Here is a 25571-nt window from a genome sequence, read left to right as displayed (position 1 = left end):
TAGCCAGGAGTAAACGTGACCCTTATCTACGGCCACCGCGGCGCCAAGGGCGAAGCACCGGAAAATACCCTGACCAGCTTTCAGGAATGCCTCAAGCACGGCGTGCGCCGCTGTGAACTGGACCTGCATCTTTCAAAGGATGGAGAGTTGATGGTCATTCATGACCCGACCCTCAAGCGCACCACCGACCGGCGCGGCAAGGTCAATGAACACCTCGCCGCCGACCTGGTGACCTATGACGCGCGCAAGGGTGGCCCCGGCTGGGTCTCGCCGTGCCCGATTCCACGCCTGGAAGAACTCTTCGAGCAATGCGCTTTCGAGCACTGGCAGCTGGAAGTCAAAAGCGCCTCACGCACTCGCGCCGCCAATACCGTGCTGGCGATTCGTGAAATGGCTCAGCGCCATGGCTTGCTGGACAAGGTGACGATCACCTCCAGCTCACGCGAAGTGCTGCGCGCCGCTCTGGACCTGACGCCGGACATTTCGCGCGGGCTGGTAGCCGAGTACGCCTGGCTCGACCCGTTGAAGGTCGCCCAGAGCTACGGCTGTGAAATTCTGGCATTGAACTGGACACTGTGTACCCCGGAGCGCCTGCAGAAAGCACAGCGTCAGGGCCTGCATGTGTCGGTGTGGACAGTCAACGAGCCTGCACTGATGCGCAGGCTCGCTGATTTCGGCGTCGACAGCCTGATTACAGACTTTCCCGGTTTGGCCACCGCCACGCTCGGGAATCACTGAAATCGGTCTCCCCGGCCGGCTCAGGCCACCGGCCGGAGTCGCTTAAAAAAGCCGGTTGAGGCCGTCGTATGCGGCTACCCGATAGGCTTCGGCCATGGTCGGGTAGTTGAACGTGGTGTTGACGAAGTACTTCATGGTGTTCGCTTCACCCGGCTGGCTCATGATTGCCTGACCGATGTGCACGATCTCGGACGCCTGGTCGCCGAAGCAATGCACGCCCAGCACCTCGAGCGTCTCGCGGTGGAACAGGATCTTCAGCATCCCGACCCGCTCACCGGAAATCTGCGCGCGCGCCATGCCCTTGAAGAACGCCTTGCCCACCTCGTAAGGCACCTTGGCCTGCGTCAGTTCGTGTTCGTTCTTGCCGATCGAGCTGATCTCGGGAATCGTGTAGATCCCGGTCGGCACATCGTTGACATAACGCCAACTGCCATTGTCGACCATGCTGCCCGCGGCCGAACGACCCTGGTCGTAAGCAGCACTGGCCAGGCTTGGCCAGCCAATCACATCGCCGGCGCCGTAGACGTTGGAAACGCTGGTGCGGTAGGTCTCGTCCACTTCGATCTGACCACGGCCGTTGGCCTTCAGACCGATGTTCTCAAGACCCAGCTTGTCGGTGTTGCCGGTACGGCCGTTGCACCACAGCAAGGCATCGGCCTTGATCTTCTTGCCGGACTTCAGGTGCAGGATAACGCCGTTATCCAGACCTTCGACCTTCTCGTACTCTTCGTTGTGGCGAACCATCACGTTGTTGTTGCTGAAGTGATAGCTCAGCGCCTGGGAGATTTCCGAATCCAGGAAGCTCAGCAACTGATCACGGTTATCCACCAGCTCGACCAGCACGCCAAGGCCGCTGAAGATCGAGGCGTATTCGCAGCCGATCACACCGGCACCGTAAATGATCAGCTTGCGCGGGGTATGGCCCAGGCTGAGGATGGTGTCGCTGTCGTAGATGCGCTTGTGACTGAAATCGATGTCGGCCGGCCGATAGGGGCGCGAACCGGTGGCGATGATGATCTGGTTGGCCACCAGCTTTTCCACCACACCGTTGGTGCAGACCACGTTGATGCTGGTCTCGTCGGCAAAACTGCCGGTGCCGAAGAACACGTCGACGCGGTTGCGGGCGTAGTAACTGGTGCGCGAGGCCACTTGCTTGGAGATGACCATTTCAGCGTTTTTCAACACATCCGGAAACGAAAACCAGCGCGGCTCGCCGATGGCACGAAACATCGGGTTGGTGTTGAACTGAATGATCTGCTTGACCGAGTGACGCAGGGCCTTGGACGGAATGGTGCCCAAATGGGTGCAGTTACCGCCCACTTGCCGACGGCTGTCGACCATGGCGACCTTGCGCCCCGCCTTGGCGGCGTTCATTGCCGCGCCTTCTCCGGCAGGGCCGGAACCCAGTACCACTACGTCGTAGTTGTAGACAGCCATGCGTACTCCTTTAAACAGACCGAGGCGCCACTCTGGCATCTCTGGCTAAATCACGCGGCGCAGTCTAGCGCTGCACCGAGGCGGCGAACATTAACCCTTGGTCGCGTCGAAGGCCAATTTTTGTCTGCACATGGCGCAACTGACCGGATGATCCGGCCCGCTGACTTAGCGCGGCTGCTGCACAACCAGATGATCAAACGACGCGTTGCTGCGGATGATAAAGCGCTTATCGGCACGAATCACAAAAAAAGCAGGGATTTTATGTTCTTGCGCATAATCCCAACCGCGCTGCGGGCCGAGAATCAACAGCAGGGAAGACAGACCGTCAGCCATCAGCGCCGAGGGCTGAATGACTGTCACTGACGCCAGACTGTGGATGATCGGCTTACCGCTCAAGGCATCGAGCGTATCGGAAATGCGCCACCCGGCATGGTCGACGTAGCGACGATAGTCGCCCGACGTAGACACGGCGTAGCCTTTCAGCGGAAACACTTTTTGCGTGACAGTGCCATCATCGAGCGGCGCGTCCAGGGTCACCCGCCAGGGCGAGCCGTCGGGCTTGAGCCCGCTGACTTTCAGTTCACCCGTGGCCTGCACCAGATAATCGTGCAAGCCGAGCGCGTCCATCCGTTCGCTGATCCGATCGACCGCATAGCCGGCGGCGATGCTGTTGAGGTCCACTTGCACGGCGGCACTCTTGCACAACCGGTCGCCGACGATGCGCAGGTTGCGATAACCGACCAGCGCCTGAGTCCGGGCCAGTTGCCGCACCAGCGGCATCTGCTCGAACAGCGTATGAGGCCCCAACCCCCACAGGTCCATCAACGGCTTGACCGTCAGATCGAAGGCTCCGTCGCTCTCCTGCGCCAACTGTTCGCCCACGCCGATCAGTTTCAAGACCGGTTCCGGCATCACCTGGCAGCTATTGGCAGGCAACGCATTGAAGCGCTCGATATCCGAATCCGCGCGCCAGAGCGACATCTGCTGATCGACCTCGTCCAGAATCGCTTCGACCTCGGGACGCACAGCCGCAGGCTCCGGCTGCCCGGAAGCGCGCGCATACACCACGGAATAATGACTGCCCATGGTCGGCCCGCCAAAGCTTTCCAGCTTGCGTTCCTGACCACAACCACTGCACACCAGCAACACGAGGCACCCTGCAACCTTGCCGAACCTACGCAAACCCATGCCCCGCACTATAAAAAACCTTCAGAGTGACTTGCTGCCATTGGCGAACAAGCCAGAAAAGCGTCCATAACCTGCTCTGACACCCAGTGAACCGTCCCGATACAAGGCCGACCCTCATATTGAGTGGTCGAGGGCCATTAATGCTCCCTGCGCGCACGGTCTGTTCATCAAGTTTCATCAAAACGACACGCCGCACGTTCTCAATTGTCTTGACCTGTCAAGCGTCAGTTAACTGATAGCAAATCGCCGAAACGGTTGTCTTTGAGCCCTGTTACACATACTGTTACAAGTGCGCATCGCCAGTTGCACACACGAAATGGCGATGCGAACGGGATAAAAACGACAACGGACTCCAAGCCGACGAGCCTGAGCGAGTAACTAAATGGCCTCCACAACAAGTAAGGGCAAAGCGATCTTTCGCGTTGTCAGCGGTAACTTCCTCGAGATGTTCGATTTCATGGTCTACGGCTTCTATGCCACGGCCATCGCAAAAACCTTCTTCCCTTCCGACAGCGCTTTCGCTTCGTTGATGCTGTCGCTGGCGACCTTCGGCGCAGGCTTCTTGATGCGTCCGCTGGGCGCAATCTTTCTCGGTGCCTACATCGACCGTCACGGGCGTCGCAAAGGGCTGATTATCACCCTCGCGATGATGGCAATGGGCACTCTGTTGATTGCCTGCGTGCCGGGCTACTCCACATTGGGCGTCATCGCCCCCTTGCTGGTGCTGCTCGGTCGTTTGCTGCAAGGTTTCTCGGCAGGTGTGGAACTGGGTGGTGTTTCGGTGTACCTGGCTGAAATCTCGACACCGGGCCGCAAAGGCTTCTTCGTCAGCTGGCAGTCCGCCAGCCAACAGGCCGCCGTGGTCTTCGCCGGCTTGCTGGGCGTGGGTCTCAACCACTGGCTGAGCCCGGAGCAGATGGGTGAATGGGGCTGGCGCGTGCCGTTCCTGATCGGCTGCCTGATCGTACCGGCCATCTTCATCATCCGTCGCTCGCTGGAAGAGTCGCCGGAATTCGAAGCCCGCACGCATCGCCCGACGCTGAGTGAAGTGGTGCGCTCTATCGGCCAGAACTTCGGTCTGGTGCTGGGCGGCATGGCGCTGGTGGTCATGACCACCGTGACGTTCTACCTGATCACCGCTTACACCCCGACGTTCGGCAAGAACGAACTGAACCTGACAGACCTTGAAAGCCTGCTGGTGACGGTCTGCGTTGGTGTGTCCAACTTCATCTGGCTGCCGATCATGGGCTCGTTCTCGGACCGCATCGGCCGCAAGCCGCTGCTGATTGCGGCGACCGTACTGGCTATCGCCACCGCTTACCCTGCCCTGTCGTGGCTAGTCGCACACCCAAGCTTCGGCAACCTGCTGATGGTCGAGTTGTGGCTGTCGTTCCTGTATGGCTCCTACAACGGGGCAATGGTTGTGGCGCTGACCGAGATCATGCCGGTCGACGTCCGCACCACCGGCTTCTCGCTGGCCTACAGCCTGGCGACTGCAACCTTCGGTGGTTTTACCCCGGCGGCCTGTACTTACCTGATTCACGTACTGGACAACAAGGCAGCGCCAGGTATCTGGCTGACCGGCGCAGCGGTGCTGGGTCTGGTTGCGACGCTGATACTGTTCCGCAAGGGTGGGCAGAAGCTTGAAGCGCCTGTCGCGGCTTCCGCCAGCTGATTGATCGCGGCATTGCAACAAGAAAACCCCGGCTCGAGAGTCTCTCGGCCGGGGTTTTGCGTTTTCAGACCTTGCGTTTCCAGGGCCGAAAGCTGAGCCAGAGCAGCACGCCAGGCAATTGCAGCGCAATCATGAGGCCCAACGACAACTGATAAGCCTCAAGCGGGTGACCGGCACCCTGGGGCGCTGGCCACAGATTAAGTACTGCTCCCATCAGCCACTGCAGGAAAAACGCCAGCACGAACACCACCAGATTGAACGAGGAACTGACCCTGCCCGCCAGCTCCGGCGACACCGATTGCGCCACAATGGCGTAGTTCATGGTCGTCGAGGTGCCAAAGAAGCTGAAGCCCATGGCAATCAGGTAAGGCGATACCGGCAAGCCGCTGGCCATCAGCACCTGAAAGCCGATGAAGATCAGCATACCGGTGCCACAGATCATGATCGGCTGTACGCCGAACCTGCGCAGGTAATCGGTGATCGCGCCGAACGTCAGAGCCCCTGCCACCATCGCGATGGCTCCGAACAACAGCACATTGGCCATAGCGGAATCACTCAGGCCGGCCATATCGCGCAACCACGGCCCCATCCACAATGACAGCACCGACATGTAGATGGCATGCGCGAACACCGAATACAACGCCAGACGCCAGAATGTCCACGACGCGTAAAGCTTGCCGACAGCGGCAAACATGTCGGCGTAGCGAGTGTTTTTGCTCTCGTAGGTCTTGGGGACGCTGAGGTGTATGACCACCGCCACACAAAAGGTCAGCAGCGCCAGAACCAGAAACGCTTCTCGCCAGGTCAACCAGCTCAGCAACGCATGCAATGGCGTGGTCGACGCCATCGCGCCCAGCCCGCCGATCGACAGCAGGCAGGCAGTACTCAGTGGCAAACGCTCGACCGGCAACCAGATGGCGCACGCCTTGATCGCACTCATCAGCGAGCCTGCCACCCCGAGGCCAATCAGCCCTCGCCCGATCAACAGCCCTGTCTCGGTGCTGGAAATACTGAAGATGACCGAACCGGCGACCGCGAACAGCAGCATCGGCGCCTGCACGCTGCGTGGCCCATAGCGGTCCAGCAGGACGCCGAGCGGAATCTGCGCGGCTGCGAAGGTCAGAAAATACACACCAGTCAGCAAGCCCAGACTGCTGGCGGGCAAGCTCAGGTCGGTCTGCAGGTCGACGTAAATCACTGCGTTGACGGTGCGAAACAGGTAGGAAACAAAATGCCCCAGCCCAAAGGGGATGAAGATCGTCAGAAACAGCAGGAAGAAGCTGCTTTTGAGGGGGTGTTGCGAACCGTCCAGGGCCGAACTGCTCATCCTTGGTGACTCCATCGTCCAGAAAATCTGCGCGTGACAGATTCTCATGGTCAGCCACAAAACAAAACGGGCCGAAGCCTGCCTGCGCAGGGTTCGGCCCGTTTATCTGCTGTCCCGGTCAGACCGGGCAGCTTAAGCGTTCAACGTTTACTGCGGAAAAGCTGGCGGATTGACGTCTGCCATGTCTTCCATCACGCGAACCACCTGATGGCTGTAACCGAATTCGTTGTCGTACCAGACATACAGCACAACGCGGTTGTCGTTGACGATGGTCGCTTCGGCATCCACGACACCGGCGTGACGCGAGCCAACGAAGTCAGTGGAGACCACCTCCTGCGAGTTCACGAAGTCGATCTGCTTGTGCAGGTCCGAGTGCAGCGCCATGTAGCGCAGGTACTCGTTCATTTCTTCGCGAGTGGTCTGCTTCTCGAGGTTGAGGTTGAGAATGGCCATGGACACGTTCGGCGTCGGAACACGAATCGCGTTGCCGGTCAGCTTGCCGGCCAGCTCGGGCAATGCCTTGGCAGCAGCGGTGGCCGCACCGGTTTCGGTGATGACCATGTTCAACGCGGCGCTACGGCCGCGACGATCGCCCTTGTGGAAGTTGTCGATCAGGTTCTGGTCGTTGGTGTACGAGTGAACCGTTTCGACGTGACCGTTGGTGATGCCGAACTTGTCGTTGACCGCCTTGAGCACCGGCACGATGGCGTTGGTGGTGCAGGATGCCGCCGAGACGATCTTGTCGTCCGCAGTGATTTCACCGTGGTTGATACCGTGCACGATGTTCTTCAGCTTGCCTTTGCCCGGCGCGGTCAGGACCACGCGGTCGATGCCCGGGCAGGCCAGATGCTGACCCAGACCTTCGGCATCACGCCATACACCGGTGTTGTCCACCAGCAGAGCGTCCTTGATACCGTACTGGGTGTAATCCACCTCGGACGGGTTCTTGGCGTAGATCACCTGAATCAGGTTGCCGTTGGCGGTGAGCGTGCTGTTGGCTTCGTCGATGGTGATGGTGCCATCGAACGGACCGTGAACCGAGTCACGGCGCAACAGGCTGGCGCGCTTGACCAGATCGTTTTCCGCGCCCTTGCGGACCACGATGGCGCGCAGACGCAGGCCGTCGCCACCACCGGTCTTCTCGATCAGGATCCGCGCCAGCAGGCGACCGATACGACCGAAACCGTACAGCACGACGTCGGTGCCCTTGCGTGGGCTGGCGCCCTGCTGCCCCACTACACTGGCCAGTTCTTCACGGACGAACTGCTCTGGCGTGCGGCCATTGCCTTCGGTCTTGAACTTCACCGCCAGCTTGCCCAGGTCCACCGAAGCGGCACCCAGCTTGAGCTCGCTCATCGCCTTGATCAGCGGGAACGTCTCGTGTACGGACAACTCAACCGCATCGGACTGACGATGACGCGCAAAGCGGTGAGCTTTGAGAATCGCGATGACTGAACGGTTGATCAGGCTACGGCCATAGATCGAGCTCACCACATTATTATTGCGGTAGAGCTGACCGATGAGCGGGATCATCGCTTCGGCGAGAGCTTCACGATCAATCCATTCACCAAGACACTGGTCGGGCTTCTGAGTCACGGGAACCTTCCACATGTAGGGGCTGAAAAAAGGGGCTACATTATGACCGCGCCTTTGTTTATGAGCAATGCACGGCTGTCATATCGACGCGCACTACATAATTTTCGCCCGTAAATACTCGGTAATACTCCGGAAAACTGACAGCCACCACCTTCCCCCGTTACAATCGCCGCCCCTGTTGCAACGCCTGGAGCCCGACCTTCCCGTGCCAGTTCTGCGTCTACCGCATCTTTCTGCCGCTGCAGGCAAACAACACTGGGGCAATCTTCCCGGTGCCACACTGAGCCTGGCCATTGCCGAAGCCGCCAGCGCGGCCAAGCGCTTCACCCTGCTGCTGACCGCCGACAGCCAAAGCGCCGAGCGGCTCGAGCAAGAGCTGAAGTTTTTTGCACCTACGCTGCCGGTTCTGCACTTCCCGGACTGGGAAACCCTGCCCTACGACCTGTTTTCGCCGCACCAGGACATCATTTCCCAGCGTATTGCCAGCCTCTATCGCCTGCCGGAACTGGAGCATGGCGTTTTGGTAGTTCCCATCACCACCGCCCTACATAGACTGGCGCCGACCAAATTTCTGCTCGGCAGCAGCCTGGTGCTGGATGTCGGCCAGAAGCTCGATGTGGAAGCCATGCGTACGCGCCTGGAAGCCAGCGGCTACCGGTATGTGGATACGGTCTACGAACATGGCGAGTTCACCGTGCGCGGGGCGCTGATCGATCTGTTCCCGATGGGCAGCAAGCTGCCGTTTCGGATCGACCTGTTCGACGATGAAATCGAAACGCTGCGCACCTTCGATCCGGACACCCAGCGCTCCATCGACAAGGTCGAGTCGGTGCGCCTGTTGCCTGCCCGTGAATTCCCGTTACAGAAAGAAGAAGTCACACGCTTCAAGGCGCGCTTTCGCGAGCGCTTCGACGTGGACTTCCGACGCAGCCCGATTTTCCAGGACTTGAGCAGCGGCATCACGCCTGCCGGCATCGAGTACTACATCCCGCTGTTCTTCGAGGAAACCTCGACGCTGTTCGATTACCTGCCGCAGGACACCCAGGTGTTTTCCCTGCCGGGCATTGAGCAGGCTGCCGAGAACTTCTGGAACGACGTGCGCAACCGCTATGAAGAACGCCGCGTCGACCCTGCCCGGCCGCTGCTGCCGCCCGCAGAATTGTTTCTACCGGTAGAAGACTGTTTCGCGCGCCTGAAAAACTGGCCGCGCGTGGTCGCCAGCCAGCAGGATGTCGACGCCGGTGCCGGACGCGAGCGCTTCCCGGCGCAGTCCCTGCCGGACCTGTCCATCGAAGCCAAGGCCACTCAACCACTGGCGGCCCTGTCGACGTTTCTGGATGACTTCCCCGGTCGCGTGCTGTTCACCGCCGAGTCCGCCGGACGCCGGGAAGTGCTGCTGGAACTGCTCGAACGCCTCAAGCTGCGACCCAAAACCGTCGACAGCTGGCTGGACTTCGTCGACGGCAAGGACCGGCTGGCAATCACCATCGCACCGCTTGACGAAGGCCTGCTGCTGGAACAACCAGCCCTGGCGCTGATCGCAGAAAGCCCGCTGTTCGGCCAGCGCGTCATGCAGCGCCGTCGCCGCGAAAAGCGCACCGACGGCGGCAACAACGACGCAGTCATCAAGAACCTCACCGAGCTGCGCGAAGGCGCGCCGGTGGTGCACATCGATCATGGCGTGGGTCGTTATCTCGGGCTTGCGACGCTGGAAGTCGAAAACCAGGTCGCCGAATTCCTGATGCTGGCCTACGCCGAAGACGCCAAGCTGTACGTACCCGTCGCCAACCTGCACCTGATTGCCCGCTACACCGGCAGCGACGACGAAACCGCGCCGCTGCACCGCCTGGGCTCGGAAACCTGGCAGAAAGCCAAACGCAAGGCTGCCGAGCAGGTCCGTGACGTGGCCGCCGAACTGCTGGATATCTACGCGCGTCGCGCGGCCCGCGAAGGCTATGCGTTTGCCGACCCGAAAGCCGATTACGCGACCTTCAGCGCAGGCTTCCCGTTCGAAGAGACACCGGATCAGCAGACCACCATCGACGCCGTGCGCGCCGACATGCTGGCGCCCAAGCCGATGGATCGTCTGGTCTGTGGCGACGTGGGTTTCGGCAAGACCGAAGTGGCCATGCGTGCCGCCTTCATCGCTGTGCATGGCGGGCGTCAGGTGGCCATTCTGGTGCCGACCACCCTGCTCGCGCAGCAGCACTACAACAGCTTCCGCGACCGTTTCGCCGACTGGCCGGTGACCGTCGAGGTAATGAGCCGCTTCAAGTCGGCCAAGGAAGTCAGCGCCGCAGTTGCCGATCTGGCCGAGGGCAAGATCGACATCGTCATCGGTACGCACAAGCTGTTGCAGGATGACGTCAAGATCAAAAACCTCGGCTTGGTGATCATCGACGAAGAACACCGGTTTGGCGTTCGCCAGAAAGAACAGCTCAAGGCGCTGCGCAGCGAGGTCGATATTCTGACCCTGACCGCAACGCCGATCCCGCGCACCCTGAACATGGCCGTGTCGGGCATGCGCGACCTGTCGATCATCGCTACGCCACCGGCGCGCAGGCTGTCGGTGCGCACCTTCGTGATGGAGCAGAACAAGCCGACCATCAAGGAAGCCTTGCTGCGTGAGCTGTTGCGCGGCGGCCAGGTCTATTACCTGCACAACGACGTCAAGACCATCGAGAAATGCGCCGCCGATCTGGCCGAACTGGTGCCGGAAGCACGTATCGGCATCGGCCACGGGCAGATGCGCGAGCGCGAACTCGAACAGGTGATGAGCGATTTCTACCACAAGCGCTTCAATGTGCTGATCGCCTCGACAATCATCGAGACCGGCATCGACGTGCCGAGCGCCAACACCATCATCATCGAGCGCGCCGACAAGTTCGGTCTGGCCCAGTTGCACCAGTTGCGCGGTCGTGTCGGGCGCAGTCACCACCAGGCCTATGCCTACCTGCTGACCCCGCCACGCAAACAGATTACCCACGACGCCGAAAAGCGTCTGGAAGCGATTGCCAATACTCAGGACCTTGGCGCGGGCTTCGTGCTCGCCACCAACGACCTGGAGATCCGTGGCGCAGGCGAACTGCTCGGGGACGGCCAGAGCGGCCAGATCCAGGCGGTGGGCTTTACCCTGTACATGGAAATGCTCGAGCGCGCGGTGAAGTCGATTCGCAAGGGCGAACAGCCCAATCTCGATCAGCCGCTGGGCGGCGGACCGGAAATCAACCTGCGCGTGCCGGCCTTGATCCCCGAAGCCTATCTGCCGGATGTGCACACGCGCCTGATTCTCTACAAGCGCATTGCCAACGCCGCTGACGAAGAGGCCCTCAAGGACCTGCAGGTCGAAATGATCGACCGCTTCGGCCTGCTTCCGGAGCCGACCAAGAATCTGGTGCGTATCACGCTGCTCAAACTGCACGCCGAACAGCTGGGCATCCGGAAAATCGACGGTGGCCCGCAAGGTGGCCGTATCGAGTTCGCGGCCGAGACGCCGGTTGATCCTTTGACCCTGATCAAGCTGATTCAGAGCCAGCCCAACCGCTACAAGTTCGAAGGCGCCACACTGTTCAAATTCATGGTTCCCATGGAGCGCCCGGAAGAGCGCTTCAATACGATCGAAGCGCTGCTTGAGCGCCTGACCCCGAAAACTGCTTGAAGGATTCACGCATGCTTCTGTTTCGTTCACTGATCCTGCTGCTGGCGCTGATCACGCCGGCCGCGTTCGCCGATGGCCTGTATCAAGTCGAGATTCTGCTGTTTCGCCAGAGCGGCGAGCCGGCCTCGACCCGCCAGCTTGTACCGGAAAACTGGGACAAGGGCGCACAGAAGATCGACGCGAACGATGAACGAAGCCCCGCGCTCAATGATCTGGCGAGCAAACTGCAAGGCAGCGGCCACTATGAAGTACTGATGCAGCGCGCCTGGCAGCAGAGCATCGGCACCGAACCGGGCAAGGTCGCCATCACCAGTGGTGAAGAGCGGCTTGGGCATTTCCCGATCGAGGGTACCGTGAGTCTGGCGATGGCACGCTTCACCGATATTGGTGCACAATTCTGGGTCAACCAGCTGGACCCGCATGGCGTGGTCATCAGCAGTGAACGATTGAAGCAGACTGCCAGGGTAAAGAACGGTGAGCTGACCTATCTGGACAATGGCAACCTCGCGTTGCTGATCAAGGTTTCTCCTCTTTGATCTTTACGTACGCAAGGGACGCCCAAGCGTCCCCTTTCTTTTTGAGCATCGCTGCGGCGTAGGGCTTTTTAAAACTTGTCGTCCATTCTCGAAAAAGTCCTGGCTGCGGCCTGGACAGACCTATTCCACGAGCGAACGCTTGAGCGAGGGCGCGACTACGCCCGGCAAAAACGCATCGTGCTGGAAGACTCCAGCCCGCAGATCATCCGCACCGCCTGTCGGGGCTCGGGCCTGGAAATCTACACCCAGACGCTGCTGTTCAAGGACCCCGATCGCTACAAGAACTACCTGACCTGCAAATGCACCTGCCCGGTTCGCAACGACTGCAAACACTGCGTGGCCGCCCTGCTGTTTCTGCAGGACCCGCACAACCGTCCGCTGCTGCAGGCCGCGCTGGCCTCGCACCAGCAAGAGATGGAAAAGCCTGTCGAACAAAAGCCCAGGTTGCCGGAGCGCCTGATCGATGACCTGCAGCCACGGCCCAGGCTGATTCTGGCCAGCATCGAGTTCAGTGCCTACGAGCCGCGCAACGGGCGCATGCAGCGGCACATTCAGCACCGTGCCGCGCTGGCCTTTGCCTACGGCAAGCATTACGCGGTCGGCACCACCAACGTCAGCATTCTGGTCAGTTCGCTGGGCAGCGATCTGGTGAATCAGAAAAGCGACATCATCGAACACACCGACACCGAAACCCTGCGCATCCGTCGTCAGGGCGAACGGGAGCGGCAGTTGCGCCAGGAACTGGCCGATCTGGGTTTCAAGGTCGCCACCCGGCAAAGCAAGGCACTGCCCGACAGCGCCGGTGACATGTACGAACTGCCCAACGACAAGGCCTGGCTGCATTTTGTCCTCGATGACCTGCCGCGGCTGCGCGAACAAGGCTGGGAAATCGACATTCAGGAAGAGTTCGGCTTCGACGTCACGCCAGTGGAAGACTGGTACGCGGTCATCGATGAAGAGAACGAGCGCGACTGGTTCGATCTGGAACTGGGCATCATCGTCAACGGCGAGCGCCTGAGCCTGCTGCCGATCCTGATCAACCTGATCCGCAGCCATCCCGAACTGATGAGCCCGTCGGCCGTGGCCAAGCGCGGGGACGAAGAACAACTGCTGGTGCAGCTCAATCACTTCACGCAAAGCGGCGGCAGCCCGGTACAGATCGCCCTGCCCTACGGCCGGCTCAAGCCGGTACTGGCGACGCTGGGGGACTTCTACTGGCGTCAGGAGGGCAACAACGCGCTGCGCATGAGCAAAGCCGATGCGGCACGCCTTACCCAGCTCGAAGACCTGCCGCTGACCTGGCAGGGCGGCGACCGCCTGCGTCACTTTGCCGAACGCCTGATCAACATCAAGGACGCGCCGGTCAGCCTGCCCGACGGGCTGAACGCTACGCTGCGCCCGTATCAGCTGGAAGGCCTGAGCTGGATGCAGTCGCTGCGCGAGCTGGAAGTCGGCGGCGTGCTGGCCGACGACATGGGCTTGGGCAAGACCCTGCAGACCCTGGCCCACCTGCTGATGGAAAAACAGGCCGGACGCCTCGATCGCCCGGCACTGGCGGTCATGCCGACCAGCCTGATCCCCAACTGGCTGGACGAGTCCGAGCACTTCACCCCGGACCTCAAAGTGCTGGCCCTGTACGGTGCCAACCGCCATCAGGATGCCGGCAACCTTCAGGATTACGACCTGATCCTGACCACCTACGCTTTGCTGCCACGGGACCTGGAGTTGCTCGAAAAACAGCCCTTCCATGTGCTGATTCTCGATGAAGCGCAGTACATCAAGAACCCCAACAGCAAGGCCGCCCAGGCCGCACGCAACCTCAACGCCCGTCAGCGCCTGTGCCTGAGCGGCACGCCGCTGGAAAACCACCTGGGCGAGCTGTGGTCGCTGTTTCACTTCCTGATGCCCGGCTGGCTGGGCAACAGCAAGGAATTCAACAGCAACTACCGCACCGCCATCGAAAAGCATGGCAACCAGGACCGCCTGCATCACCTCAATGCGCGCATCAAGCCATTCCTGCTGCGTCGTACCAAGGAACAGGTGGCGACCGAACTGCCACCCAAGACCGAGATCATCCACTGGGTCGACCTCAACGACGCGCAGCGCGATGTGTACGAAACCGTGCGCCTGGCGATGGACAAAAAGGTCAGGGACGAAATCACCCGCAAAGGCGTGGCACGCAGCCAGATCATCATTCTCGAAGCGCTGCTCAAGCTGCGTCAGGTCTGCTGTGACCTGCGCCTGGTCAATCAGGACATGCCGGTCAACAGCAAACAGGGCACCTCGGGCAAGCTCAACAGCCTGATGGAGATGTTCGAAGAATTGCTGGCCGAAGGTCGCAAGATTCTGTTGTTCTCGCAGTTCACTTCGATGCTCAGCCTGATCGAGGAAGAGCTCAAGCAACGCGGTATCGCCTACGCCCTGCTGACCGGCTCGACCCGCGATCGCCGCACGCCGATTCATGACTTCCAGAGCGGCAAGCTGCCGATTTTCCTGATCAGCCTCAAAGCAGGCGGCACCGGCCTCAACCTCACCGCCGCCGATACCGTGATCCACTACGATCCGTGGTGGAACCCTGCAGCGGAAAATCAGGCGACCGACCGCGCGTACCGTATCGGCCAGGACAAGCCGGTGTTCGTCTACAAGATGATCGCGCGCGGCACCGTGGAAGAGAAAATCCAGCGCCTGCAACGGGAAAAATCAGCGCTGGCCTCGGGTGTGCTTGACGGTCGCACAACCGGCGACTGGAAGCTGCGCGACGAAGATTTGCAGGCGCTGTTCGCCCCATTGCCCGCCGCACCGAAGAAAACCCGCAAGTAGGCGTGTCAGGCGCTTATTCGACAGCCACCTGCTGGAGAATCTGCGCCGTCGACAGGACCGTAGCGTACTCGCCATGCAGATTGGCCAGCGACATTGCGTGCACCTCTTCGGCACTGCGCGGCGTGCCGAAGAAGTCCTTTTGATCAAAGGTAAAGCAGGCATCGTGCGCAACCAGCACGTCAAACCCCAGATTACCGCCACTGCGCGCGGTCGACTCGACAGAGTTGTTGGTGACCACACCGGCGATCACCAACTGCCTGATGCCGTCGGAGCGTAACCACATTTCCAGAAAGGACCCGCAAAACGCGTCGGGGACCTGCTTGCTCAGCTCACGCTCATCAGCTTGCGGCACGAACGCCGGCTGGTACTCGACCCCTGACTGTTGCGGCCAGAACACTGATTCGGGTGACGTCGAAAAATGCCGGACGTGAATCACCGGCCGCCCGGATTGCCGCCAGGCACTGAGCAGAGCGCTGACATGGCTCTCGGCCAGTGGGTTATTACGTCGCCCGAGCCTGGGATGATGGATGCCCTGCTGCAGGTCGATCAGGATCAGCGCGCTGTTGTCTTGAATATCCATGATGAATCAGTCCGAACTTTTGGTTCAGCAAGACTATCGCAATCAAGGTCTATTCTGGTCGCAATCGTCGACAGCCTCAGGCTTGTCCGAGACCTGCCCCCAAGGAGAACATCATGATCGAACACCTTAAACTCGCCGGCAAAGTAGCGCTCGTGCAGGGCGGCTCACGTGGCATCGGCGCAGCCATCGTCCAGCGCCTGGCCAAAGAAGGCGCTGCCGTGGCGTTTACCTACGTCAGCTCCGAGGTCAGCGCTCTGGAGATTCAGGACAGCATCGTCGCCAATGGCGGCCGCGCACTGGCCATTCGCGCAGACAGCGCCGACGAAAAAGCCATCCGCCAGGCCGTGCAGACCACTGCCGAGACCCTTGGCAGGCTGGATATCCTGGTCAATAACGCCGGCATTCTGGCCATCGCGCCGCTCAATGAATTCAGCATGCAGGACTTCGACAAGACCCTGGCCATCAACGTGCGCAGCGTATTCATCGCCAGCCAGGAAGCCGCGCGACATATGGAAGAAGGCGGCCGCATCATCAACATTGGCAGCACCAACGCTGACCGCATGCCCTTTGCGGGCGGCGCCACGTACGCCATGAGCAAATCAGCGCTGATCGGCCTGACCAAAGGCATGGCCCGCGACCTCGGTCCGCAAGGCATCACCGTCAACAACGTTCAGCCCGGCCCGGTGGACACCGACATGAACCCGGCGCAGGGCGAATTCGCCGAAACCCTGAAAGCGCTGATGGCCCTGCCCCGCTACGGCACCAGCGAAGAAATCGCCAGCTTCGTCGCCTACCTCGCAGGCCCTGAAGCGGGCTACATCACCGGTGCCAGCCTGACCATCGACGGCGGCTTCAGCGCCTGACGCCACCACCACAAGCGGCCCTTGGCCCAAGGGCCGCATCCCGTGCCAGGGCCTTTTACTGGCGAATCAGAGTTTATTTGCTTAAGCGCATGAAAAATCTGAAAAAAAGTTTTGCGTTAGGAAAAGCTTTCGACTACATTAGCGCGCCTCGGCAGACACAACGTTGTCGTCGAGATACGGTGAGGTGTCCGAGTGGCTTAAGGAGCACGCCTGGAAAGTGTGTATACAAGAAATTGTATCGAGGGTTCGAATCCCTCCTTCACCGCCATATTGATACAACACAAAACCCCTGAATTCTGAAAGGAATTCAGGGGTTTTTTGGTTTCTGGGGTCTGAAAAAATGGCCGTGGGACGCTCCATGGGACAGATATGGGACAGAGCAGCAAGATTCGCTGTCTTGCTGCTCTCAGTTGTAGTGAGGCCTGAAAAGCGCTGGACCGGCGCAGCGCGTCGACTGACGAGGAACGCAGGCCATGGCTTTAGGGAATTTCAGATGCCGCCTGCGGGATTCCGTGGAAATACTCGCAACCCACAAAAGCGATGCTAAAACTCGGCTTTATCTAGCAATTAATAATCGTCTCGTTTTTGCCAATGTTCCTGAAGTGCCTGAGCTGCGCGAGCAATTCAGAGAGGAATTGGATGCCATCCAATCTGTAAAGGCTCCGTCGATGCTATACACCTCCACGGCAGGAACCATGGACTCGATTATTGCCATGCCCCTTTGGCTCATGTCGCCGTTTATGTGGAATGGAAAATCAACCAAAGGTCCGGAGAGACAGTGAAGCTTTATAAGCGGCATCATGCTTTGGCGTCTTGTGACCACGCCCCAGAGACTCGCTGACCAGTCTGTCAATGGGCAACCTGACCCAAGCCTTGCTTACGTCTTTCTCGGTCATGAACTTATTCATGCATCCAGAACGTTACAAGGTACTCAATACCGAGTGAGTCGAGGCCGACCGGATGTCGACGAAGATAGCGGAGCGGCGGAGGAAGAACTCCGAACGGTTGGCATCGGGCAGTACGAAGACGAATATCCGTCAGAAAACGCAATACGTCGCGAGCATGGATTGGCGCCTCGCACAAGTTACTCAGGGAATACAGGAACAAATTTTCGTGAGCCGCCTGAACGGAACTCGCAATATACGGAGGCACGGCTCAGATCGCTCAACGCCAGACGCTGGTCAGATATGTAATCCAGCTGATGGAGTACCGGGCGGCTTTGTAGCTGGCGTTGATGGGTATGGGGAGCCATGGAACATCGTGCGCATAGGTGCCGTAGGCTTAGCGCACGATGTTCCCGAATTCTGTGGGCGCTCCCCTCTTCTCTTTGCTACGTGGCGGTTCTGGCTGTCGCCAGGCAGCTTCATGGTCGGCAGCAATTGCCCGCGCACCATCCACGGATCAGCACAAGCAGCATCAGCCCTTGCGCCGTATTCTTACCTCTCGTCCCCGCATGGTCGGATGCTGGCGACGTTTCTCTCCGGCATTGCGGAGTTCGAACGTTATCTGATCTGCGAGCGAATCAAATCGGGTCTCGCGGCTGCTCGTGCTCGAGGACGTAAACTAGGGAGCCAAGCGGGAGTACGTCCAAAATCCGACAAGCTTGACCCAAAAGTCATGGACGCAATTGCCGCAGCTACAGGTGAATCGCCTGAGATCCTGATATCAACAAAAGCACCTTCACTGAAATTGCGCGCAGGCATCGCGAAGCGGCTTAGGGTGTCATTTCGCTCTCAGCCGCACCCCCCCTATTTTGTCCGTTTTCTCTCTCACCCCCAAGTATCTGAGGACCTGAGGGGGGGGAAGTGCGCCTGAAATTAACGAAACACGTCGTAAAGTCGCATAGGACCCGTTTTTAGAGGCCGATGAGGCGTGAAAAAAGCGTTTCCCCAACATCAATGCCACCTTAGCATCACGCAGAGGATGCCTTTTTCGACTGATTGCACACTACGTTACCTTTGTATGGAACCGAACCCATCTCAAGGGCCACTCAAGCAGCGCAACATATCTACGACATAGATGTATGCACACGGGAGTGTAATTTTCAGGTAATCCTGGATGGTCCATTGGACTCCCTGCCAAACCATGTCAGCAACAATTGGGGTAGCGCCAATAGTTGCAATTTCAAGCGATCATATAGCTCAATTAACTTCTTAGGATAGTCATGATCACTCCGTCTCGATACCCAGGCATCTATATCGCCCCCCTCAGTAGCGAACCGACAGCAGCTCACACATTCAAAGAACAGGCAGAGAAAGCGCTTGACCATATCAGCGCCGGCCCCTCTGGCGATAAGCTATTGCGAAAAATATCCACTCTTGCCAGTCAAAAAGATAGAAAAGTCACACTAAAAGAGATTGAAATAAATAACCAGTGTTATACCGAAGCTGTTCTGAGCGGGAGGCAACTGGAAAAGTACGAACCAGAAAACTTTAACGAGAATCGACACATTGCATCACAGCTATCACGAAAGGGGACCTTTACCAAAGGTGAAGGAAGCAATGCGATTATTGGCTGGTCACCAGACAAAGCAAGCATACGCTTAAATCAGAATGGCTCACCGTTACACCTTGGAATGGATAACGACGACAAAATCACGACCTTGGCTCATGAGCTCGTTCATGCTCGACACGTGTTAAATGGGAGTTCCTTAGCGGATGGCGGAGATCGCTATAATCCACGTACGGGATCTGGCAAAGAGGAACTTAGGGCCGTTGGATTAGACAAGTACCGCTATTCACTTACAAAAAAACCGTCAGAGAACTCCATCCGTGCTGAACACGGTCTGCCTCTGCGCATGAAGTACAGGCCACATCAATAGGACAACCTACTGTAAGTAAATTCAAAGTGGTCTTCGGATCCCGGTGACCTGCATAGGCTGTCAATTCATGCAGTTTCCACCCCGCACGGGCCAAATGGGGTGAGTCGCAGATGACGAAAAGTGTGTGTGCTAAGGCAGGACAGATTTGAGTCTGTGGCCCATCTTTCTACCGTTTTACTCCACGTCCACCGCGTGAGTGCCAAACCACGATTGCGATCAGACTCGGATCGAAACAGGGCTCCTTTTGACCAACCGGCCAGACGAAGCGCATGAAGATGCGTTCCAAGCATCGGCGCAATGTCCGGGCTGTAGCACACGACGCGGCTGCGTCGGCCTTTGGTCGTCTCTGCGCGCACTGAAATGAGTCGATGGGCGAGATCCAGGTCTTCGATTCTCAGGGCCACCAGTTCGGCACGACGGAGCGCACCGCAGTACGCCAACGAGAGCATAAGCCGATCACGAATAGACGACCTGGCCGCGATACTCAGAAAGTATCGCCACTGCTCATCCGTGGGGATGTCGGGCAGCTTTATCAAGCGAGATACCAGCCCTCTCACAAAGCCTGAATGTCCAGGGACCTGACACAAGCGGCCGTGCTGGCCGCGAGGTACCGGATTCTGTGCGCAACGCCCCTGAAAGACCAGGTAGTCGTACCACAGGCGGATCGCGGTGAGGCGCTGGTGCAAGGTCGAATTCGCCACCGCGTTTTCTTGCCCGGGCAGTAGCCGACGGATGTAGAGCGTTACTTGCTCAAATGTGACGGATTCAGCCTCCAGACCGGAGGCTTCGCAGTGGAGCAAGTAAATGCGCCAATCCCCTGCCGTACGCATCCAAAGTAGCCGGCGCTCTTCCCAGGTTATCGAGCAGTGTCAGCCATTCCTGAACGCTTGGGTAGCGGTGAAGCACGTGCTCATAAGAGGCAGTTGTAGAGGCCATGGCGATCCCCCAGAACGTCGACAGAATCAGGGTAGCTCAGAAGCATTCCACCTAACTTACTAGAGGGCATAGTTACTGCTGAACGCCAGGATGCCCTTGCGCTTCAACAAATCCTTGACCTGATAATAAGGCGCGCCCATCTTGACGTGATCTTTCGCATCATAGCTGCGGGCGATCACACAGCCGTCGTTATATATGAATGATACTAACTGCTAGCAGCTCACAACCTACTGATATTCAAGTTAAATTATTCATTAATAGATATTCCGGTTAGGGAAGGTCTGAAGTAGCCGGATGTTTTCCGGCTACCGAGTCCTCAGCACTTTTCAAAAAACGATGCATGTCGAAATTTGCTCAATTTTCTTCGTTTTTCAGCTCTTTCGGCCGCTGCAAAGCCCTTTGCAGTAACCATTTCCTGCATTACACGCGCACCTCTCCTGCGCTCGCCAACAAATGTCGGCGGGCCATCCACAGGTTTGACAGGGCGAACAACGTCACCATCTGCGCGGTGTTCTTGGCCAAGCCCCGAAAGCGCACTTTTTCATAGCCAAACTGGCGTTTGATTACCCGAAACGGATGCTCGACCTTGGCGCGAACCTGGGCCTTGGCCTTCTCGATTTTGCGGATCGCCTTGTACAAAACATTGCGTTTCCCGTGTTTTTTGTAAGTGCTACGGCGGGCGGCAATCTGCCAAATGACCTTGCGCCCAGTATGTTCTTCGCGCTTCTCTACCCCGGTGTAACCTGCGTCGGCGCAGACTACGTTTTCCTCGCCGTGCAGCAGTTTGGCAACCTGCGTGACGTCTGCCACATTGGCCGCTGTTACTACCACGCTGTGCACCAGGCCTGACTCGTCGTCGGCGCCGATGTGAGCCTTGGCGCCGAAATAGTACTGGTTACCTTTCTTGGTTTGATGCATCTCAGGGTCGCGTTTGCCATCTTTGTTCTTGGTCGAACTGGGCGCGTGAATCAGCGTGGCATCGACGATGGTGCCTTGACGCAACGACAAGCCACGGTCGCCCAGATAACCATTAATTACGCCGAGAATTCCAGTCGCCAACTCGTGCTTTTCCAGCAGACGACGGAAGTTGAGAATGGTGGTTTCGTCTGGAATGCGCTCCAGGCTCAGGCCTGAAAACTGACGCAGGATGGTCGTCTCATACAGTGCTTCTTCCATCGCCGGATCGCTGTAGCCGAACCAGTTCTGCATCAGATGAACACGCAGCATCGCCATCAGTGGGTAGGCGGGACGGCCACCTTCTCCTTTTGGATAATAGGGCTCAATCAGGGCAATCAAACCTTTCCAGGGCACCACCTGATCCATCTCGATCAGGAACAATTCCTTACGGGTCCGCTTGCGCTTGCCGGCGTATTCGGCGTCGGCGAAGGTCATCTGTTTCATCATCGAAAAGCTCGGCGACTGGTGTCCGGAGATTTTGCCAAATTAGGAAGTCTTTTTCAGAGTTTCCTTAGATCATGCAGGTCTGATCCAGACAGCCCGGTGGTCCATGAAGGCTACCGGGCTCTTTGTCATTGGCCGAGAAGCCACGTATCAGTGCCTGTCCAAGAGACACTGGCTGAGCTCGCCGCGATTCACTAACATCTCGACGATCAGCCAGTGTGGATTATTGCACTATCCCACCAGATGGTTATCTGCTGGCGCAACGCCTACCAATTCAACGGTAGCGTGCTCGGCTGTTGAAACGGTGCCTGCAACGATCAGGTTGTCTGCTGTGAAGGTCTTAGTGAAGGTACCGACCAAACCGATCTCAAAGCGTTGACCGTCGGCGTTCAAGTCGTAATCCTTGAGGTAGGTGTGGTGGAGCTCCTTGTCGTAGACCAGCTTCAAGGTGCCGTTGGTGCCGTCACCGAGGCCCGTGTAGCCGAGGGCGGCCACGTCAATCTTGTCGTGGGCTACATCGAAGTTTTTGATCAGGTCGGCGGCGCCATGGACGCTGTCGCTGCTGTCCAGATAGCGGAAGGTATCTACCCCTGAACCGCCTGTCAGCGCATCGCCCGCGCCGCCACCAATCAGAACACCGCCCGCGTCTTGCGTGTGCAGCGAATCCCAACCCGGCTTCCCGGTCAGGGTCTGGTCTGCATCGTCATGGCTGTTGTCACCGGCGAAGATAAAACCATCGGCATCTTGGTAAGCAATGCTACCGTGGCGGTTGGACTGGTCGATATACACTTCGAAGCGGTTGCCCTGGGCATCAGCTTCGAAAGACTGCACCACGATATGCCCAAGGGTCTTGTCATAGGCGTAATTCAGCGTGCCGTCATAGCCATCGCCCAGGCCAGTGAAGCCTAGCGCGGAAACGTCCAATACATCCCCACGGAACAGGTTGAAATCGCTGATAAGGTCAACGCTGGCCACACCCGAGGCGTCATTGACGAAACTGTCGCTGATCTGGTGATAGAGGAAGGTTTCGGCGTTGGTATTGCCGATCAGGTGATCAGCACCGGCGCCACCGTCCAGTACACTGCCGGTTTTCCCGGCATACAGCGTATCGTCGCCGTCCAGGCCATTGAGCACGTATTGCTTGGTGCTGAGGCTATAGAGCGTGTCGTTGCCGGCCGTGCCGTCATTACGCAGTACAAAGTTGGAGGTGCTTAGCTTGCCTTGATAATCGCCCGCCAGGCGTACCTCGAAGAAATTACCGCTGGCGTCTTTGTCCAGCGAGCGCAGGTAGGTGATATCCGAGGCCGCGTCATAGCTTACGGCCAGGTCGCCATTATGGCCGTTACCGATCCGCTCCAAGTGCAGGGTGGTCAGGTCCAATACGTCGTATTCGCTGAAGCTGGTAATCAGGTCCGAGTGGGAGCCTTGGGCGTTGGCGTAACTATCGGTAAGCGACGTGAACACGAATTTCACCCCGTATCCGTAGGTTTCTCCGCCGGTGAGGGTATCTACCCCAGCGCCGCCTATCAATGTGTCGCTGCCACTATGTCCATCCAGGGTGTCATCCCCGGCGCCGCCGAGCAGGTGATCGTCCCAATACGTACCGGCAAGTGCGTCGTCGCCTGACGTACCCGTGTAGGTATTGAAAGAAGGCCGTTTATGAAACGTAATTTGTTCATCTAGTTCTGATGACAGAGCAGATTGTAAGACGGTAGACATGATAGTTCGCCTGAACAGGACGGAAATTTCCCATGGATGGACTGCTCGGCCCTGCCTGAATGCAAGGGCTCACATCGATGAGCGCACTCATTACAGCATCATACAGACCGTGATTGTGGCTCAAGATTTCCTAACAATCGGTATCGCTCAGATTGTTGTTCCTCAGCACTACGATCGGGACCTTTGCCAGATCAGGGCGAAATACGCGCTCGCAACTGGCGTAAAAGCTGTTGCAATCAATCAGAGCGAAGACCTGGTCAGGAGGTGAGGTCGAAGGTACGCACGCCATGCTTGCCCCCCAAAAAAATTACCAATTCCTCCCCTTCCAGAATGTAGCGCGGCGCATAGCCAGGATTCTCCGAGATCAAACGACGCTCTGCCCTTGTATGGTCAACCGTTTACACAACGGTTCGCCATTCACAGAGGCGATGACAATGCTGCCATGCACTGCAGTCAAGGAGCGGTCGACGACAATCAAGTCACCATCAAATATCCCTCCACCTGCGGAGCCGTGAGGCGTCATAGAACGTGTGGCCAGTTGCAAGCCCTACGTACAGGCAGTGCCATTTGTACTTTCCTTTCGATACTCGCAAATTCGAACGCATTTCGTCGTTGAGAGCGATGGTGCATTCGTCTCTGGGATCTATACGCAGCCTAATGGCCGAGTCGCCCCGAAGCTTGGCTTTCAACGTGATGAGCGCTTTGCTAGACATCTCGTCCAGTTCGGAAAGGTATTCGGCGTGCTATGGGACATCTGGGTTTAGGTGATGATGTAGCCATGACAAAGTTTTGTGTCGTGTCTAGGGCTGGAGCTTTACGACCTTAGCAAACTAGGTGATCACATTTTCGCCCAGGAACTGAACGATTCGCTTAATGGTAGCGGCTCGACCAGCACGCCATTGACGACTACTTGAGACCCCCTCCTTCACCGCCATATCGATACAACGCAAAGCCCCTGAATTCTGAAAGAAATTCAGGGGCTTTGTGGTTTCTGACGCTTCAAAAATCGGCTGTGCGACGTTGCATGGGCGAATGCCCGCTATTAGCCTGCTGGAGACGATAGGCCGTCGTGAATGCGATCAAAAAACCGCAATCAAAATACGAGCCCAGTCCTTACGCCATCCGCCTCAGGGACAAATTCATCTGCCCCATCAAATCTCTCTGTTCTCTCAACGAGAGCACCAGCCGTGCGATGGATCGGCTGCTGCCTACCTCGGACAAGGACAGCCCCGTTACGTAGAGCTGGATATCACCTGACTCGGGGTGGAGAAGCTTCACCGAGAAGGTTTCATTTGGCGCTACGACGCACTCGCACTTTGAAGGCAGAAAAGCTGTTTCAAGAACTCGCTGAATATCGGGTTTTGAAAACATGGTGCGTCCTCTGGAAGGGGCCAAATCGTGATGTGAAGTGTAGACGAGTTTCAGGCGAATAGGTTTCCGACCCGCGCAACGGACGCATGCGTCGCGGAAGGTTTTTTGTGGCGAATGTCTGGGGCTGTTTTTGCCTGATCGAGGTAACTGCCTGCAACACCTCACGCTCTCTGGTCTAAAGTACCCTCTCCTGAACTCCCCGAGCCTCGACCGATATGAATGAACGCGCACGTGAGCTGGCGTCTCGTCTGATTCGCAATTTCAACGAAGCTCCCCTCGAACATGAAGTTCGTGAACCGCTGTATGAAAGCTCTGCCGCTCGCCTGGGCACAGGCACGGCAGCGCAAAAGCTGGGGGCGTCGATTGACGTGGTGGCGCCGGGCAAACGCTCCTGCCCTTATCACTTTCATCATGTGCAGGAAGAGATGTTCGTGATCATCGAGGGCGAAGGCAGTTTGCGTGTTGCGGGCGAGATGCTGCCGATCAGGACGGGCGATATCCTGTTTATCCCCGCGGGTGCCGACTACCCGCACCAGATAATCAATACCTCGCAGGCGCCGCTGAAATACCTGTCGATCAGCACCCGGGAAACACCGGAAGTGTGTGAGTACCCGGACTCGGGCAAGTACCAGGCCATGGTGTCCGTTCAAGGGACCCGAGTGTTCACCGCCAACCAGCGGACCACGGAAAACCTCGATTACTGGGACGGCGAGCCCTGATTTGAATTGTTTGTAAATTGTATCCGGCAGTTCACGCTTTTTTCACGTTCGCGGGTTTATTGTTAACTCAATTCCCAGCAAGACCTTAAGCCCGCTACCCCCCATCGCGGGCTTTTCTTTGTCTGCGATTTGAGCATGCAACGTCTGGCATGGGTCAAGAGACATAAGGGACACGACTGCTCAAGC

The 25571-nt window shown here is 58.1% G+C and carries 20 protein-coding genes, 1 tRNA gene and 4 pseudogenes; 12 read left to right on the top strand and 13 right to left on the bottom strand.

Annotated features, from left to right (window positions below; genetic code table 11):
- The first annotated feature begins 15 nt into the window (after positions 1 to 15).
- A complete protein-coding gene (locus KUIN1_RS09955; protein ID WP_003405702.1) occupies positions 16 to 738 on the top strand; it encodes a glycerophosphodiester phosphodiesterase in 723 nt (240 codons plus the stop codon).
- Between the two features lie 42 nt (positions 739 to 780).
- On the opposite strand, the gene sthA is transcribed toward KUIN1_RS09955, so the two are convergent.
- Together sthA and KUIN1_RS09945 are read right to left on the bottom strand one after the other, a co-directional pair.
- Positions 781 to 2175 carry a Si-specific NAD(P)(+) transhydrogenase gene (sthA, locus tag KUIN1_RS09950; protein ID WP_003436620.1) on the bottom strand — a complete coding sequence of 465 codons (1395 nt, stop codon included), beginning with the start codon at positions 2173 to 2175 and terminating at the stop codon, positions 781 to 783.
- Positions 2176 to 2340: 165 nt separating this feature from the next.
- Positions 2341 to 3363, bottom strand: coding sequence for an FAD:protein FMN transferase (locus KUIN1_RS09945; protein WP_172980044.1), 1023 nt, complete (start codon positions 3361 to 3363; stop codon positions 2341 to 2343).
- A 382-nt stretch (positions 3364 to 3745) separates the two neighbouring features.
- Here KUIN1_RS09945 and KUIN1_RS09940 point away from each other — a divergent pair, with 382 nt between their 5' ends.
- Positions 3746 to 5038 (top strand): MFS transporter, encoded by a 1293-nt coding sequence (locus KUIN1_RS09940; RefSeq protein WP_003405709.1) that lies wholly within the window; start codon positions 3746 to 3748, stop codon positions 5036 to 5038.
- A gap of 64 nt (positions 5039 to 5102) precedes the next feature.
- Here KUIN1_RS09940 and KUIN1_RS09935 read toward each other — a convergent pair whose 3' ends face one another.
- Together KUIN1_RS09935 and KUIN1_RS09930 are read right to left on the bottom strand one after the other, a co-directional pair.
- Positions 5103 to 6365, bottom strand: a complete 1263-nt coding sequence (locus tag KUIN1_RS09935) for an MFS transporter (protein WP_152091960.1) — start codon at positions 6363 to 6365, stop codon at positions 5103 to 5105.
- A gap of 147 nt (positions 6366 to 6512) precedes the next feature.
- Positions 6513 to 7976, bottom strand: coding sequence for a glyceraldehyde-3-phosphate dehydrogenase (locus KUIN1_RS09930; RefSeq protein WP_024640601.1), 1464 nt, complete (start codon positions 7974 to 7976; stop codon positions 6513 to 6515).
- A gap of 190 nt (positions 7977 to 8166) precedes the next feature.
- Here KUIN1_RS09930 and mfd point away from each other — a divergent pair, with 190 nt between their 5' ends.
- From mfd to KUIN1_RS09915, 3 genes are all read left to right on the top strand, one after another.
- On the top strand, positions 8167 to 11619 hold the full coding sequence (gene mfd, locus KUIN1_RS09925) for a transcription-repair coupling factor (RefSeq protein WP_011267304.1): 3453 nt from the start codon (positions 8167 to 8169) through the stop codon (positions 11617 to 11619).
- A gap of 11 nt (positions 11620 to 11630) precedes the next feature.
- Positions 11631 to 12155 carry a CsiV family protein gene (locus KUIN1_RS09920; protein WP_032655223.1) on the top strand — a complete coding sequence of 175 codons (525 nt, stop codon included), beginning with the start codon at positions 11631 to 11633 and terminating at the stop codon, positions 12153 to 12155.
- Between the two features lie 75 nt (positions 12156 to 12230).
- On the top strand, positions 12231 to 14975 hold the full coding sequence (locus KUIN1_RS09915; RefSeq protein ID WP_011267302.1) for a DEAD/DEAH box helicase: 2745 nt from the start codon (positions 12231 to 12233) through the stop codon (positions 14973 to 14975).
- A 13-nt stretch (positions 14976 to 14988) separates the two neighbouring features.
- Here the strand turns inward: KUIN1_RS09915 and KUIN1_RS09910 are convergent, their stop codons facing one another.
- Positions 14989 to 15555, bottom strand: a complete 567-nt coding sequence (locus tag KUIN1_RS09910) for a cysteine hydrolase family protein (RefSeq protein WP_058821963.1) — start codon at positions 15553 to 15555, stop codon at positions 14989 to 14991.
- 113 nt (positions 15556 to 15668) lie between these two features.
- Here KUIN1_RS09910 and KUIN1_RS09905 point away from each other — a divergent pair, with 113 nt between their 5' ends.
- The 6 genes from KUIN1_RS09905 to xopG all read left to right on the top strand — a co-directional run bounded on the left by KUIN1_RS09905 (position 15669) and on the right by xopG (position 19239).
- Positions 15669 to 16418, top strand: coding sequence for a 3-oxoacyl-ACP reductase family protein (locus tag KUIN1_RS09905; RefSeq protein WP_003315093.1), 750 nt, complete (start codon positions 15669 to 15671; stop codon positions 16416 to 16418).
- 178 nt (positions 16419 to 16596) lie between these two features.
- Positions 16597 to 16686 (top strand) — tRNA-Ser (locus KUIN1_RS09900).
- A 205-nt stretch (positions 16687 to 16891) separates the two neighbouring features.
- Positions 16892 to 17200, top strand: a complete 309-nt coding sequence (locus KUIN1_RS28615) for a hypothetical protein (RefSeq protein WP_161936261.1) — start codon at positions 16892 to 16894, stop codon at positions 17198 to 17200.
- Positions 17201 to 17218: 18 nt separating this feature from the next.
- Positions 17219 to 17611, top strand: a complete 393-nt coding sequence (locus KUIN1_RS28610) for a M91 family zinc metallopeptidase (RefSeq protein ID WP_162885989.1) — start codon at positions 17219 to 17221, stop codon at positions 17609 to 17611.
- Positions 17612 to 17783: 172 nt separating this feature from the next.
- The gene (locus KUIN1_RS28605) at positions 17784 to 18233 is read left to right on the top strand and encodes a recombinase family protein (RefSeq protein ID WP_442963278.1); all 450 of its coding nucleotides are present in this window, start codon (positions 17784 to 17786) and stop codon (positions 18231 to 18233) included.
- Between the two features lie 349 nt (positions 18234 to 18582).
- Positions 18583 to 19239, top strand: a complete 657-nt coding sequence (gene xopG / locus KUIN1_RS09885) for a XopG/HopH/AvrPtoH family type III secretion system effector (RefSeq protein WP_080269078.1) — start codon at positions 18583 to 18585, stop codon at positions 19237 to 19239.
- Positions 19240 to 19261: 22 nt separating this feature from the next.
- Here xopG and KUIN1_RS28600 read toward each other — a convergent pair.
- From KUIN1_RS28600 to KUIN1_RS09845, 8 genes and pseudogenes are all read right to left on the bottom strand, one after another.
- A pseudogene (locus tag KUIN1_RS28600) lies at positions 19262 to 20175 on the bottom strand (tyrosine-type recombinase/integrase); the annotation flags it as partial.
- A gap of 62 nt (positions 20176 to 20237) precedes the next feature.
- Positions 20238 to 20366 (bottom strand): annotated as a pseudogene (locus KUIN1_RS28595) (DNA polymerase V subunit UmuC); the annotation flags it as partial.
- 229 nt (positions 20367 to 20595) lie between these two features.
- Positions 20596 to 21576, bottom strand: a complete 981-nt coding sequence (locus tag KUIN1_RS09865) for an IS5-like element ISPsy2 family transposase (RefSeq protein WP_032657254.1) — start codon at positions 21574 to 21576, stop codon at positions 20596 to 20598.
- 231 nt (positions 21577 to 21807) lie between these two features.
- A complete protein-coding gene (locus KUIN1_RS09860; protein WP_232060021.1) occupies positions 21808 to 23040 on the bottom strand; it encodes a M10 family metallopeptidase C-terminal domain-containing protein in 1233 nt (410 codons plus the stop codon).
- A gap of 30 nt (positions 23041 to 23070) precedes the next feature.
- Positions 23071 to 23295, bottom strand: a pseudogene (locus KUIN1_RS28590) (hypothetical protein); the annotation flags it as partial.
- 151 nt (positions 23296 to 23446) lie between these two features.
- A pseudogene (locus KUIN1_RS09855) lies at positions 23447 to 23584 on the bottom strand (Y-family DNA polymerase); the annotation flags it as partial.
- Positions 23585 to 23659: 75 nt separating this feature from the next.
- Positions 23660 to 23818: a LexA family protein gene (locus tag KUIN1_RS28585; RefSeq protein ID WP_225650781.1), complete on the bottom strand. Its 159-nt coding sequence runs from the start codon at positions 23816 to 23818 to the stop codon at positions 23660 to 23662.
- A gap of 590 nt (positions 23819 to 24408) precedes the next feature.
- On the bottom strand, positions 24409 to 24666 hold the full coding sequence (locus tag KUIN1_RS09845; RefSeq protein WP_003405731.1) for a DUF1652 domain-containing protein: 258 nt from the start codon (positions 24664 to 24666) through the stop codon (positions 24409 to 24411).
- Positions 24667 to 24881: 215 nt separating this feature from the next.
- Between KUIN1_RS09845 and KUIN1_RS09840 the strand changes: the two genes are divergently transcribed.
- Positions 24882 to 25385, top strand: coding sequence for a cupin domain-containing protein (locus KUIN1_RS09840; protein ID WP_024651626.1), 504 nt, complete (start codon positions 24882 to 24884; stop codon positions 25383 to 25385).
- Positions 25386 to 25571: the final 186 nt, after the last annotated feature.

Source organism: Pseudomonas sp. KUIN-1 (assembly GCF_009176725.1).
Lineage (GTDB): Bacteria > Pseudomonadota > Gammaproteobacteria > Pseudomonadales > Pseudomonadaceae > Aquipseudomonas > Aquipseudomonas fragariae.
The sequence above is the reverse complement of the archived record's forward strand: the minus strand, read 5'-3'. Positions and strand labels throughout refer to the sequence as shown.